Genomic DNA, 14943 nt, shown 5'->3' on the forward strand with positions numbered 1-14943 from the left:
TAAGCAAGAGCCCAATCTAGGCCCCTCGCCAAAAATACCACTTTTTTACGGAAGGTAGGTCACTTTTTAGAGGCGAATGTGAGAAAGCACATTAGGCCGGCGGAGCCGCCACACTTTCGGGGGGTTACTGCCCGAGCCGATAAGTAAATCAGGAACCACGCCCTCCCGCGCCCAGCGCGCAAAGTGCTCTTTTTCCTGCCTGGCCCACATCTGCCAGAACTCCCCGTAGTTGTCCTCCGCGTCCCGGTCAAAGGCACGGCGCTGCCGCAGCCTAGCCGGTGCGTCAATCACCACTGACACCACTGCCCCACGGGCAGCAGCAGCACGCAGAGAACCCGCGGACAACGCCCCCACACCCTCCACAATGAGGTCTTCACCGGGGTCTAGCGCCACCCACTGCCCGGGCCGGTCATTTTCCCAGTCCCAACGGCGGTAACCAGGCAAGTGCCCCGCCAACACAGAGTCCGCGACCTGCCGGGAGGCCGCAGCCAAGCCGGACCACCCCGGATAGAAGTCATCAAGGTGCACCACGCGGGCACCCAGCCGGCTGGCTAAGTCCCCCGCCAAGGTGGTTTTGCCCGAGCCGGAAGGCCCATCAATTAAGACCGTGAGCGTCACAGCCCGAAGAACCTCCATGCACCTGTGGCCACGGCAACCGCCACCGGGATGGCCGCTACGGCCATGCCCCCAGCCAACGCCCAAAAGTCCACGGCATGCAACTTAGACTCCCGCGCCCAGGTGCGCTTGCCGCCGCCCGGCGGGGTGCGCCCAAAGCCGCGCGCCTCCATAGCGGTGGCCAGCTTGCCACCACGCCGAAGCGCAATAACCAACAAACCAAAGCTCATGGTCAGCATGTGCTTGAACCGCCCCACATCGGCTATCCCACGGGCCCGGCGGGCCCGTGCCAAAGAGTCCCAGTCATCCTTGAAAAGAGTCAACATACGCACGCCCGCCACCGCGCCGATAACAAAGCGGGAGGGAAGGTGGAGTACCTGTGAGAGGGCATCGCCAAGTTCGGTGGGGTCAATATTGCGGGCCAGGATGAATACGGGGAGCGTAACCGCAAACACGCGCAACATAACGGCTATAGCCAGCTGCACGGAGTTCTCACTAACCGTAACCAACCAGAACGTAAAGTACACCTCCCCACCTTCCCGGCCGTAGAGCAGCATAGAAATGCCAGACAGCGGAGCGATGAAGAACAACGGAAGCGCCATTTTCAACAAGCGCGGAATGGAAACCCCGCACAAAGGCGCGAGCACTAGGGAAAGTGCCACAGACACCGCCGCTGATACCCAATCGATGGTCAGCAGCAGTGGCGTGGTGATGATGACCATCAACGCAATCCGGGTAACGGGATTAACCCCGCGCAGAAGGTTAGGCATGGTGGCCCCCTTCTGCAGTTATACCGGCGGCAAAGCCCGGGGTTTCCCCGGCCTTAACATGAATGCGGTGGTCGCCCAGCGCCGCAATAAACGCTGGATCGTGAGTGATAGAGGCAATAGTGGTACCGGTACTGGCGATATCGCGCAACATACGCACTAATTCGGCAAAGGTTGTAGGGTCCTGGCCAAACGTTGGTTCATCAAGCAACAGTACTTCAGGCGCGGCCACCAGGGCAGTGGCCACCGAAAGCCGGCGTTTTTCCCCGCCGGAGAGGGTAAACGGGTTCGCGTTAACAAGGTGGGTCAGGCGCAGCCGCTCAAGCAGCTCCTCCACGCGGCGGTCCGTACTGGCGTCCTTCTTACCGCGGGCCATCACGCCCGGCCCAACGCGCATTTCTTCAGCCACCGTGCGCGCAACAAACTGGTGCTCCGGGTTCTGGAACACAAAACCAATCCGCCGGGCCAAGTCCGCAGACTTCCAATCATGCGGATCACCCTTGATTCCTTGGCGTACGGCGTCGTGCAAACCGATCTCCCCGCCCCGTGCCGGCAAAAGCCCCGCCACGGTCATCAGCCAGGTGGTCTTTCCCGCACCGTTTTCACCGGTAATAACAGTGGAGTGCCCACGTGGGAGTTCGTAGCTGCGCGGCGGGCCAAAGCGGGTAAGCAATTCGCGGGAAAAGAGCGCCGGCTCCGCGCCAGCCACCGGCTGCGCCTCCGGCAGGCCCGTAATTTTCCGGGTCTCCACAACCTCAGCAAAGGAAGAATCAGCCACCAGCCGGCCATGTTCCACCAGCAACGCGCGGTCCAAGACACCTTCCCAGGCTTGGTACTGGTGCTCGACCACAATCAGGGTCACTCCCGTAGCTTCCGCCACACCAGCAACCGCCTTGACGATGTCCTTTGCACCCTCCGGGTCCAAATTGGCCGTGGGCTCATCCAACAGGATAAGACCCGGGCGCATGGCCATGACACCAGCCAACGCCAACCGTTGCTTCTGGCCGCCAGAAAGGCGCTCTGTAGGGTGATCAAGTGGAACGTCTAGCCCCACCAAATCAAGAGCTTCTTCCACACGGGACCAGATTTCTTCCCGTTCAATGCCCAGGTTTTCACAACCAAAAGCCACGTCATCCCCCACACGGGCGGAAATGACCTGCGCGTCCGGGTCTTGGAGCAACAGCCCTACCGGAATGTTGTGACCGGGGGCTTCGCTGAAATTGCGGGAACGCAGCAGGATCTCACCTTCCTGGTGCCCTTCCTCAGACCCACCCAACACTCCAGCCAGGGCGGCCAAGAGTGTGGACTTTCCGGAACCGGAATCACCAGCTAGAAGCACCCGCTCCCCCGGCTCAATGTGGAAGGTCAAACCCTCCAACGCTCTGCGGGAGCGCCCCGCATGCGTCCACCCAAAGTTTTGGGCGGTAACGCCTACACCTATACCGGAAGCCACTATGGAATACGGGCCTCACGGCCCACGGCGAAGCGGTCTAGCGCGCCGGTCCTAGCCAAAGCCTGGACCAGGAAGTGGCCCAACAGCCCCGCCAAAAGGGCGCCGGAAATAATCAAGCAAACCAGGTAGATGATAAGGAACTGCGGGTCCTTGGCCAAGTTGCCGGAGAGGAAAAGCTCCAGCACCCACGCGGCCACACCAGCGGCAGCGCCGGAGAGCATAGCCACAACGGCACCGAACTTACGGTAAAGGAAAATAGCCACAATGATCTCCACGCCCAGGCCCTGCGCCAGACCCGAGTACAAGGTTTCAATACCCCACTGGGAGCCCAACAAAGCAGACACCGTGGCGGCCAGGGCCTCCACGTAAAGAGCCGCACCCGGCTTGCGGATAACCAGCGCGCCCAGTACGCCGCCAATGAGCCAGATGCCCACCGCGATACCGCCCAGGCCCGGCGTCACCGAGTCCATCGCGGTGAACCAGGCATAGCCAACAGAGTTCCAGCCCACGAACAGCAGGCCGCAGGCTACCGCCAGAACAGTGGCGACGATGATATCCACCACGCGCCACTGCAAGTTCCGCTTGCCAGAGATATGATTTGCGCCCGAAGTGGTCACAAGTATTCCTTCCTTATACGCCGGTATTACCCGGATCAAGTTCAACGGTTTGCCAGAGTAAGTGGCATCTCAGCCGGGGCAAAGCCCCAGCACCCGTATTGTTGTTTAGTTGTTCCCTGAAGTTTTTGCCCGCCTCCAAAATGCAAGGCCAGGCTTTCCCAGGTTAGCAAACCGCTGGCTACACGGCTGCGCGGGCCTCACGCCCCACAGCAAACCGGTCCAACGCCCCGGTCTTAGCCAAAGCTTTAGCTACCAAATGCGCACCCAGACCAGCAATAAGTGCTCCGGAAATCAACAGCGTCACCAGGTAGATGGCCAGGTATTCCGGCCCCTTAGCAAGGTTGCCGTAGAGCACCAGCTCCAAGATCCACGCGCCCACACCGGCCGCTGCACCCGCAAGCATGGCTACCTGCAGATTGAACTTCCGGTACAAGAAGATGGCAACCACGATCTCCACAGCCAGGCCCTGTGCAATCCCCGACCACACAGCAGCGAAACCCCATTGCGCGCCCAGCAGCGGCTCCACGAGCGCCGCCAGTACCTCACAATAGATTGCCGCACCTGGCTTGCGGATGATTAGCGCACCCAAGGTACCGCCGATGAACCAGGTACCGGTGGCCAAGCCACCCAATCCCGGCGTCAGCGCCTCTAAGGACAGTAACCAGGCATAGCCCACGGAGTTCCAGAACATGAAAAGCAACCCGGACGCCAGCGCCAGCACGGTGGCCACGATGATATCTACCACCCGCCATTGCAGGTTACGTTTGGACGCGCCCCTAGGCGCAGTAGATGAATTAGCAGAAACGCTCATTATTTTCTCCCTTATTCGCCGGCATTACCCGGATCAGGTTCAACGGTTCACCACCCATGGAACGTCACTATTTCATTCCATACCATGTGGCATCTCAGCCGGGTTCAATCCCCAGCACCCGCGAAGTATTTATATGTCTTTACTGGTGATTCCTAAAATCAGTCACCAGCGCCTAGTTAGCATAGACTAACCAAAACTTTTTTGCTAGTCCCCAGGTTCCCCTGCCACATCCCCAAAACCACAACCTGCCCTAAAACCAACAACAGGGGTCTTCCCCCAACCCGTAGGTTGGGGAAAGACCCCTGTCTTTTCCGCGTAGATACGAGGTTTTTAAATTCCCTCACGCTCTTTGCCCAAGAGGTTCCTCTGGGCGCAAGCAGCTACTAGGACTGGAAGCGGTGGAAGATATCAGCAACTGGCCCAAAGACGCGGGTCCAGTCATTGCGGCCAGCACCGTGAACTCCAAATCCAGGCAGGATATTCAAAGAAGGCAGCAGTGCGGGAACAAAGTTAACCAGCAGACCAATCAAAGCGGCAGCAGCGGCACCGCCACCAAGCAGACCAATCAACCAGCCGTACTTCTCCAGAGTCTCGTTCTTATCCTCGCCCGACTTGGATGAGCCGTTGTCTGACGTAGAGGACCCGGTGCCTGGCTTAGGGGCCTCATCATCAGTCGTCGTTGGTACAGGCTCGGCCTTGGCAGTAACGGTCACAGTTACTGGCGTTGCACTGGCAGTTACGGTCTCGGTTGCCGTGACGGTGGTAGGAACCGGCTCAACGGGAGCAGCGGTGGCCGTGACGGTGGAAGTCTCAGTAGCCGTCACCGTGGATGGCTCCGCAGTAACCGTAGTCGTGGACAGGACAGTGCTTACCTCAGTCTCAGTCACCGGAGAAGCCTGAACCGTGCTGACGTTCGTGACGGTGGCTGGGTCAGGCTGAACGGTAGTGGTAACCGGGTCAGGCTGAACGGTAGTGGTAACAGGAGCAGGCTCAACCGTGGTGGTTTCCGTAGTGGTAACTGGAGCAGGCTCAACCGTGGTGGTTTCCGTAGTGGTAACTGGGTCTGCCACAACCGTCGTGGTTTCTGTAGTGGTAACAGGAGCAGGCTCAACCGTGGTGGTCACTACCTCGGTGGTGGTAGTAGCTTCAGTCACCGTGGTCTCAACCGGAGTAGTAACGGTGGTGGTCGCGGTCGTTACAACTGGGTCACCAGAGTTATTGGGGTTGGTCTTCTTTTCATTTGGTCCGACCTCAGGGTCGTCAATGGTTTTACCATTTTCATCAACAATAGTGTTGAGCTCTTCGCCGTCCTTCAGACCATCGCCATCGCTGTCTGCTTCCAGAGGATTTGTGCTACCGGCTAGTGCCCCAGTGCTGTAGCTATCGGATTTGAAAGGGTTCTTCTCACCGGAAACTTCGTCATAATCGTTGACACCGTCTGAATCAGTATCGACATTTTTCGAATCCGTGAAGAATTCATAGATTTCGTTTGCATCGGGGAGCCCATCCTTGTCATAGTCCGGGACACCAACAGTAAGCCCCATAGCTTCCTTCACTACGTCCGCAATACCGGCGCCGTCCGAATCTTCGGTGGCGGTATTAGGGTCAGTTTGAAGCTCATATGGGAGATCTAGAAACTGGGTTTTGCTATTTTCATCCACAAATGTACCGAGTTCGCGCCCATCGCTTATCCCATCACCATCGGTATCCGGGTTAATAGGGTTCGTCGTCCCTCGAAGAACTTCGTCCTCACCATTATCACCCTCGATGACGAAGAACCCCGTTTCAAAACTGTGGTAGCCGAAGTTGCCCCACACCTCATCGTAGTCACTGATGCCATCGCTATCCGTATCAGGATCGGTGACACTAGTCCCAAAGCGTTCTTCCAGGTCATCCCGGAGACAGTCGTTATCCTGGTCTGGAACTTTGTTCGCATCCTCTTCGGAGAGGTAGGCACCATCATCAGCATAGTAGTGACATCCGTTGTCGGCGTTTGGAGCCAGCTCTTCCTCAGCTCCGGCCGGGACGGTTGCACCGGCAGTTGCCAGCGCAATGAGGGTTGCCGTGGAAATGGCAACCTTCCTCGTACGGAAATTTGCTTTATTTAACATTAAATTCCTTTCTCAGCAACCAAACGGACTTCCCCCACATTTAGATTTACTAGGTCAAAGAAAATCAAAGCGGACAATCAATCTAACGTCCAAGGGTGGGAATAATACGAGACTGCCTAAAGTTTGCTATTTACCTGGTGAATCGTTCTGAGTTTAGCAGGCTCAAAGTATGCGTCCAACCCAATAAGGACTGACTAAAATTCTTACCCGACTTTAACGGTTTAGGCATTAGTAACATTTTCATAAACTTTCCAAAAGCCCTGCCCACCATAACCTGCAGCCGGAGATACAGCTTGACATAAGCAATCTTTCCTACACTTATTTTGAATATAAAAGCCTTTCGGCTTCATTGCCGGTATGCCGTTTCCTGTCCGTTTTCTCCCCACGAGCCTGGGAGCCTTCCACCTATCTGGATAGCTACTGTGGGTGTGGTGTCTATGAGCACGGCTAAGCCCCGGCACCTCCTGGAAAAGGAAGTACCGGGGCTAAGCGGACTGGCAGTGACTGAACCTAGAAGGAGAAGTCCTCGTCCAAAGGCACGGAGGCGCCGGTGAACTCACCAAAGCCATCATCACCGTAGATGGAATCACCGTAGGTGGGGATGGAGTACGCAGCATTCCGAGCGGCCTCAGTTGGCTTGACGGAGATGTTGCGGTAACGGGAGATACCGGTACCAGCTGGAATCAGCTTACCGATAATCACGTTCTCCTTCAGACCGATGAGCTGATCGGAGCGCTTATTGATAGCGGCGTCGGTAAGAACGCGGGTGGTCTCCTGGAAGGAGGCGGCGGACAGCCACGACTCCGTAGCCAAGGAAGCCTTGGTAATACCCATGATCTCCGAGCGCAGCTGAGCTGGCTCGCCCTTTTCCGCAACCTGCTTAGCGTTAACCTGCTTGGCCTCAGAAAGGTCAACCAAGGTGCCCGGCAAGAAATCGGTAGAACCGGCCTCAATGACGGTACCGCGACGCAGCATCTGGCGAATGATGATCTCAATGTGCTTATCGTGGATAGCCACGCCCTGTGCACGGTAGACGGCCTGAACCTCATCAATAAGGTGCTTTTCCACGCCACGACGGCCCAGAACTTCCAGAACATCGTGCGGGTCAGCAGCACCACGCATGAGACGCTCGCCGGTGGTGACGTGGTCACCATCACGCAAGGAACGCTCAATCATGGCATCCGGATTGGACTCCATTGGGCGGCGAACCTGGGCCAGGCCCTGGCGCTTAGACAGCTTCTCATACTCGATGTTGTCAGAGCCATCATCAGGAGTGATGGTCAGGGTCCAGAAGTTACCCTCATCAGACAGGGAGATGGTGCCGTCAACGGAAGCAATCGGTGCACGGTTCTTCGGGTTACGAGCCTCAAAGAGTTCCTGCACACGCGGAAGGCCGCCGGTAATGTCGCCACCAACACCACCCTGGTGGAACGTACGCATGGTCAGCTGGGTACCCGGCTCACCAATGGACTGTGCTGCCACAATGCCCACTGCCTCACCGATGTCAACCAGCTGGCCGGAAGCCATGGACTTGCCATAGCACTTAGCACACACGCCGGCTGGGGTCTGGCAGGTCAGCACGGAGCGAACCTTGACCTCAGCGAGCCCAGCATCAAGCAGTTTCTGGGTATTGTCTTCAGTCAGGTCATCGCCCGCACTAAGGACAACGTTTCCATCAACATCCTTGGTGTCGGATGCAACGACACGGCCAGAAGCGGTGGTCTCCCACAGTTCGTGCTGAACCAGGTTGCCCTTCCCACCTTCGGTGCCGGACTTAGCCTGACCGATGTGGATAAGTACACCTTGGCGGGTGTTGCAATCCTCTTCGCGGACAATAACGTCCTGGGCCACGTCCACCAAACGGCGGGTGAGGTAACCGGAGTCAGCGGTACGCAAAGCGGTATCGGCCAGACCCTTACGGGAGCCGTGCGAGTTGTTGAAGTACTCCAGAACGGACAAGCCCTCACGGAAGGAGGTCTTAATAGGACGGGTGATGTACTCGCCGTGCGAGTTCACAACCATGCCCTTCATGCCGGCCAGGGTCCAGATCTGACGCATGTTACCGGCAGCACCGGACTTCACGATCATCGGAATCGGGTTGTCGTCCGGGTACAGGTCCTCAACGGCCTTACCCACGGTGTCCGTGGCGTCCTTCCACAGCTCAACCAGGCGGTCGTAACGCTCACGCTCAGTAAGCGCACCCTGCTCCCAGAACTTACGCTCAATGCGGGTGGCTTCCTTCTCGTAGGACTCCAGAACTTCTTCCTTGTTGGGAAGAACCAGCACGTCGTCCATAGAGATGGTCACACCGGAGCGGGTTGCCCAGTAGAAACCGGCATCCTTCATCTTGTCCAGAACCTGAGCCACAGTAATCATCGGGTACTTGATGGCTAGGTCATTAATGACATCACCAAGCAGCACCGCGTTGGACTTGCCACCCTTGCGGAGCATGACGCCCTCAAGGTATGGGTAGTTCCACGGCAGCAAGTCGTTGAACATGATACGGCCCAAGGTGGTGTCAGCCAGCCAAGGCTGACCCTTCTGCCAACCGTCGGGGAACTGCTCAGCCTCAATCTCAGCCGGTGGGCGCAGGTGAGAGATACGCACCTTGATGGGGGCCTGCAGACCAACCATGCCGCGGTCCCAAGCCATGATGGCCTCAGCGTAGGAAGAGAACACACCAGTGGCTGGCTTGTCCTCGGTCGCTGGGGTGTAGCGGCCATTGCCACCAATCTCATCAGGTCCCTTGTCCATGGTCAGGTAGTAAAGACCAGTAACCATGTCCAGACGCGGCATAGCCAAAGGCTTACCGGACGCAGGCGACAAAATGTTGTTGGAAGCAAGCATGAGCACGCGTGCCTCAGCCTGAGCTTCTGCGGACAGCGGCAGGTGAACTGCCATCTGGTCGCCGTCGAAGTCAGCGTTGAAAGCCTCACAAGCTAGCGGGTGCAGCTGGATAGCCTTACCCTCCACCAGCTTGGGCTCGAAGGCCTGGATACCAAGGCGGTGCAGCGTAGGTGCGCGGTTAAGCAGCACTGGGTGCTCCGAAATGGCTTCTTCCAAAACGTCCCAGACCTCTGGGCGCTGGCGTTCCACCATGCGCTTGGCGGACTTGATGTTTTGGGCGTAGTCATTTTCCACCAGACGCTTCATAACGAAGGGCTTAAACAGCTCCAGCGCCATGAGCTTAGGCAGACCACACTCGTGCAGTTTGAGCTGCGGGCCGACGATAATAACCGAACGGCCGGAGTAGTCAACGCGCTTACCCAGCAAGTTCTGACGGAAACGGCCCTGCTTGCCCTTGAGCAAGTCAGACAGAGACTTCAGCGGACGTGAGCCTGGCCCGGTAACCGGGCGGCCACGGCGGCCGTTGTCAAAGAGGGCATCGACAGATTCCTGCAGCATGCGCTTTTCGTTGTTGACGATGATCTCTGGGGCGCCCAGATCAATCATGCGCTTCAAACGGTTGTTACGGTTGATCACACGACGGTAGAGGTCATTCAGGTCGGAGGTGGCAAAGCGGCCACCGTCCAGCTGCACCATGGGGCGCAGCTCCGGCGGGATGACCGGAATAGCGTCCAAGACCATACCCGCTGGGTCGTTGCCGGAACGCAAGAACGCAGCAACAACCTTTAGGCGCTTGAGCGCACGGACCTTCTTCTGGCCCTTACCGCTGTTGATGATTTCCTTGAGAATCTCTGCTTCAGCTTCAAGGTCAAAGTTCCGGATGAGCGTCTGGATAGCCTCTGCACCCATGCCGCCCTGGAAGTAGTCCTCGTAGCGGTCAACTAGCTCCTCGTAGATGTTTTCATCAATGATCATCTGCTTCGGAGTCAGCTTCAGGAAGGTGCTCCAGATTTCATCCAGGCGGGCGATCTCGCGCTCGCCGCGCTCACGGATGTGCTGCATCTCCTTATCAGCGGCGTTTTGAACCTTGCGGCGGGCGTCAGCCTTAGCACCGGCAGCCTCTAGCTCAGCTAGATCCTGCTCCAGCTTGGCGGCGCGCTCCGCGATGTCCGAGTTAACGTCATCCTCAACGTCCTTCTTTTCCAGCAGCATTTCTGCTTCCAGAGTGGACTGGTCATTGTGGCGCGCCTCCTCATCAACGTGCGTGATGATGTTGGCAGCAAAGTAGATGATGCGCTCGAGGTCTTTTGGAGCCAGGTCCAAAAGGTAACCCAAACGGGAAGGAACACCCTTGAAGTACCAGATGTGGGTAACGGGCGCGGCCAGCTCAATGTGGCCCATGCGCTCGCGGCGAACCTTAGACTTGGTCACCTCAACGCCACAGCGCTCACAGATGATGCCCTTGTAACGAACGCGCTTGTACTTGCCACACTGGCACTCCCAGTCACGGGTAGGGCCAAAGATGCGCTCGCAGAACAGGCCGTCCTTCTCAGGCTTCAAAGTACGGTAGTTGATGGTTTCCGGCTTTTTAACCTCACCCTTGGACCAACGACGGATGTCTTCAGCGGTAGCGAGGCCGATGCGGAGCTCGTCGAAGAGATTTACGTCAAACACGTAATGTCTCCCTTTCATCCTCATAAATTTCGAGGAATTGATGGCTTTTAAAAAGAATTATCATTTTGCCTGGTTGCGGCCGTTAGACCGCAACCAGACCAGGCACAAATGCTTAGGGGTTCTAAGCGATGTTGTCGGCGTCGGACCGCTCATCGCGGGACAGGTTAATGCCCAGGGATGGAGAGTCCATGTCGTCATCATCGGAGCCGGAAAGCTCCATCGGAGTGCCGTCAACGGCAAGAACTTCCACGTTCAAGCACAAAGACTGCAGTTCCTTGAGCAACACCTTGAAGGACTCCGGAATACCCGGGTCTGGGATGTTGTCGCCCTTCACGATTGCCTCGTAGACCTTCACACGGCCCACCACGTCATCAGACTTGATGGTCAGCAGCTCCTGCAGGGTGTAAGCAGCGCCGTATGCCTGCATTGCCCACACCTCCATCTCACCGAAGCGCTGGCCACCGAACTGGGCCTTACCACCCAGCGGCTGCTGGGTAATCATGGAGTAAGGACCGGTAGAACGAGCGTGAATCTTCTCATCAACCAAGTGGTGCAGCTTGAGCATGTACATGTAGCCCACGGAAACCGGGTACTTATAAGGCTCACCGGAACGGCCGTCAAACAGACGGGCCTTGCCGTGCTCATCCACCAGAACATCACCATCGCGGTTAGGACGCGAGGAAGCCAGCAAACGAGAAATCTCTTCATTGGTGGCACCGTCGAATACCGGGGTGGCGGTCAAAGAATCAGCCGGGACGTCGTAAAGCTCCTCAGGGAGGGTCTTCAAAATCTCCGCGTTCTTTGGATCCTCAACATCGATCTTCCAACCGGAGTGAGCCAACCAGCCCAAGTGAACTTCCAGCACCTGGCCAATGTTCATACGACGAGGAACACCGTGGGTGTTCAGGATGATGTCTACTGGCGTGCCATCTTCCATGAACGGCATGTCTTCCGGAGGAAGAATCTTGCCCACCACACCCTTGTTGCCGTGGCGGCCAGCCAGCTTATCGCCGTCCTGGATCTTACGCTTCTGGGCAACGTAGACGCGGATCATCTCATTGACGCCAGGCGCCAAATCATCATCTTCATCACGGGAGAAACGAGCAACGCCAATAACCTTGCCGGTCTCACCGTGAGGAACCTTCATGGAGGTGTCGCGGACTTCGCGAGCCTTCTCACCGAAGATGGCGCGCAGCAGGCGCTCCTCCGGAGTCAGCTCGGTCTCACCCTTAGGCGTGACCTTACCCACCAGGATGTCGCCGGGGCGGACATCTGCGCCAATACGGATAATGCCGCGGTCATCCAAGTCGCGCAGGACGTCCTCAGAGACGTTGGGGATTTCGCGAGTGATTTCCTCAGCACCAAGCTTGGTGTCGCGGGCATCGATCTCGTGCTCCTCGATGTGGATGGAAGTAAGCGTGTCATCCTCCACAATCTGCTGATTGAGGATGATGGCGTCCTCGTAGTTGTGACCTTCCCAAGGCATAAACGCAACCAGCAGGTTGCGGCCCAGGGACATCTCACCGTTGTGGGTACCAGGACCATCGGCCAAAACCTGGCCGGCCTCTACACGGTCACCCGCAGAAACTAGCGGGGTCTGGTTGTAGTTGGTGCCCTGGTTGGTGCGCTCAAACTTGCGCAGCAAATAGGTGTCGCGCTGGCCAGAGTCATCCATGATCGTGATCGACTGTGCGGACACAGCCTCCACCACGCCGTCCTTGGCGTTGATGATGAGGTCACCGGCGTCATACGCGGCGCGCTGCTCCATGCCGGTGCCCACAAACGGGGCCTCGGAGCGGACCAGCGGCACTGCCTGGCGCTGCATGTTGGCGCCCATCAGTGCACGGTTGGCGTCGTCGTGCTCCAAGAACGGAATCATGGCGGTTGCCACGGAAACCATCTGGCGCGGGGAGACGTCAATGAAGTCAACGCCCTTGGCGTCAGTCACACCGATATCACCCTCTTTGAGGCGAACCTCAATGCGGCTGTCGGTAATGTAGCCCTGCTCATCACGCTCCACCTCGGCTTGGGCAATCGCGTAGCGATCTTCCTCGTCAGCGGTAACGTAGACGACCTCGTCAGTGATACGGCCGTCCTCAACCTTGCGGTAAGGGGTCTCAATGAAGCCAAACGGGTTCACGCGGGCATAAGAAGCCAGCGAGCCAATCAAACCAATGTTAGGACCTTCGGGAGTCTCAATAGGGCACATACGGCCGTAGTGAGAAGGGTGAACGTCACGAACCTCAATGCCGGCGCGCTCACGCGACAGGCCGCCTGGACCCAGCGCAGAAAGGCGACGCTTGTGCGTCAAACCAGACAAAGAGTTGTTCTGGTCCATGAACTGCGAGAGCTGGGAAGTACCAAAGAACTCCCGGATAGCTGCAGACACCGGACGAACGTTAATCAGCGAGGTAGGAGTAATGGATTCCGCGTCCTGAGTGGTCATGCGCTCGCGAACCACGCGCTCCATACGGGATAGACCCACGCGAACCTGGTTTTGGATAAGCTCACCAACGGTACGCAGGCGGCGGTTACCAAAGTGGTCAATATCATCAGTGTTCAGCGGGATCATCTGGCCATTAGGGGCCTTCATCTCCCGTTCACCGGCATGCAGACGCACCAAGTACTCGAGGGTGACGGCAATGTCTTCCTCGGTCAAGGTCATAAGCCCATCATGGTCCCCACCCAGGCCAAGTTTGCGGTTGATCTTGTAACGGCCCACACGAGCCAGATCATAACGCTTAGCCTTAAAGAATGAGTTGGCCAACATGGCCAACGCCAGATCACGCGTAGGCTGCTCACCCGGGCGCTGCTTACGGTAAATCTCCAGCAATGCCTCATCCGTGTTGGCAACGCCGTCGCCTTCCAGGGTAGACATCATAAGCTCGGAGAAACCAAAGCGTTCCCGGATCTGCTCCTCGGTCCAACCAAGGGCCTTGAGCAAAACAGTCACCGGCTGGCGACGTTTACGGTCAATACGGACACCAACGGTGTCGCGCTTGTCCACGTCAAACTCCAGCCACGCACCGCGGGAAGGAATAACCTTCACGGCGTGCAGCGGGCGCTCCGTAGACTTATCGATTGTCTGGTCAAAGTAAACACCAGGGGAACGCACCAACTGCGAAACAATGACACGCTCGGTGCCATTGACAATGAAGGTGCCCCGGTCGGTCATCATTGGGAAATCACCAATGAACACCGTCTGGGACTTAATCTCCTGGGTGTCTTTGTTGACAAACTCTGCGGTCACATACAGTGGCGCGGAGTAGTTAATATCTTTTTCCTTGCTTTCATCAACCGTGTACTTCACGGGTTCAAAGCGAGGCTCAGACAGGGATAGCGACATACGCTCGGAATAGTCCTCAATGGGCGAGAGCTCATTCAGGATGTCTTCCAGGCCGCTGGTCACGCGGGCATCAGGCCCACGCAACTCCTGCTCACGTTCACGCCACTCAGGCGTGCCGATAAGCCACGAATAGGAATCTAGTTGTACGTCGAGTAGACCCGGAACGGTGATAGGCTCGTCGATCTTTGCGAACGAGTACCGCTTCGGGGCTCCCGGAATCTTTGTCACTGACTTGGTCTGGCGCGAGACTGCCAAGATGGGTCCTTCCAGCACCTCACGCGGAACCGGGTGATCAACCACTCATGCTTGTGATTGGCCCGAAACCGCTGGTAGATTAGCATTTTGTTTAGCTTAAGGAACCACTGCACGTAGAGAGCACGAAATCACCTTGTCAAATAGGTATTTTAACAAGGTGTATGGGTCTACGTAGAATGATTCCAGCGCAACACAACAGTTTATAGCAAAGACGACCGTTTGTCTAGGCGCGCTAATCCACGAGAGGGCCAGTTACCAAATCCCGCTGTTCACAGCCCCTAAACAGCCATCGCCTTCAAGGCCAGACCCGCGCGATCCCGCAGCGAGTGACAGAACAAACTATGCCAACCCCGGCTTGCGTGATGGAATATACCACCTTCAGCCGCCGAGGCCCAAGGACACGCCGCCTGCAACTTGGGCTGCGAGCCGCAAAGCACAGCGCCGCGT

The 14943-nt window shown here is 57.3% G+C and carries 8 protein-coding genes and 1 riboswitch; all 8 genes read right to left on the minus strand.

Going from position 1 to position 14943, the window contains the following annotated elements:
• Nucleotides 1-66: 66 nt before the first annotated feature.
• The gene (locus tag F4V58_RS10110; RefSeq protein ID WP_075735665.1) at nucleotides 67-618 is read right to left on the minus strand and encodes a nucleoside/nucleotide kinase family protein; all 552 of its coding nucleotides are present in this window, start codon (nucleotides 616-618) and stop codon (nucleotides 67-69) included.
• Entirely contained in the window at nucleotides 615-1385 is a 771-nt protein-coding gene (locus F4V58_RS10115; protein ID WP_075735667.1) for an energy-coupling factor transporter transmembrane component T family protein, read from the minus strand. The genes F4V58_RS10110 and F4V58_RS10115 overlap by 4 nt, the downstream gene beginning before the upstream one ends.
• Nucleotides 1378-2835: an ABC transporter ATP-binding protein gene (locus tag F4V58_RS10120; RefSeq protein WP_075735669.1), complete on the minus strand. Its 1458-nt coding sequence runs from the start codon at nucleotides 2833-2835 to the stop codon at nucleotides 1378-1380. Before F4V58_RS10120 ends, F4V58_RS10115 begins: the two co-directional genes overlap by 8 nt.
• Complete coding sequence (locus F4V58_RS10125; protein WP_075735671.1) at nucleotides 2835-3452, minus strand: ECF transporter S component; 618 nt, start codon at nucleotides 3450-3452, stop codon at nucleotides 2835-2837. Before F4V58_RS10125 ends, F4V58_RS10120 begins: the two co-directional genes overlap by 1 nt.
• Nucleotides 3446-3559: riboswitch (TPP riboswitch) on the minus strand. It overlaps the preceding gene by 7 nt.
• A 71-nt stretch (nucleotides 3560-3630) precedes the next feature.
• Nucleotides 3631-4263 carry an ECF transporter S component gene (locus F4V58_RS10130; RefSeq protein WP_075735673.1) on the minus strand — a complete coding sequence of 211 codons (633 nt, stop codon included), beginning with the start codon at nucleotides 4261-4263 and terminating at the stop codon, nucleotides 3631-3633.
• 383 nt (nucleotides 4264-4646) lie between these two features.
• Complete coding sequence (locus tag F4V58_RS10135; protein WP_075735675.1) at nucleotides 4647-6374, minus strand: hypothetical protein; 1728 nt, start codon at nucleotides 6372-6374, stop codon at nucleotides 4647-4649.
• Nucleotides 6375-6884: 510 nt separating this feature from the next.
• Complete coding sequence (locus F4V58_RS10140) at nucleotides 6885-10895, minus strand: DNA-directed RNA polymerase subunit beta' (protein ID WP_075735677.1); 4011 nt, start codon at nucleotides 10893-10895, stop codon at nucleotides 6885-6887.
• A gap of 121 nt (nucleotides 10896-11016) precedes the next feature.
• Nucleotides 11017-14514 carry a DNA-directed RNA polymerase subunit beta gene (gene rpoB, locus F4V58_RS10145; RefSeq protein ID WP_075736697.1) on the minus strand — a complete coding sequence of 1166 codons (3498 nt, stop codon included), beginning with the start codon at nucleotides 14512-14514 and terminating at the stop codon, nucleotides 11017-11019.
• Nucleotides 14515-14943 lie beyond the last annotated feature (429 nt).

The organism is Corynebacterium phocae (assembly GCF_008693075.1).
GTDB lineage: Bacteria > Actinomycetota > Actinomycetes > Mycobacteriales > Mycobacteriaceae > Corynebacterium > Corynebacterium phocae.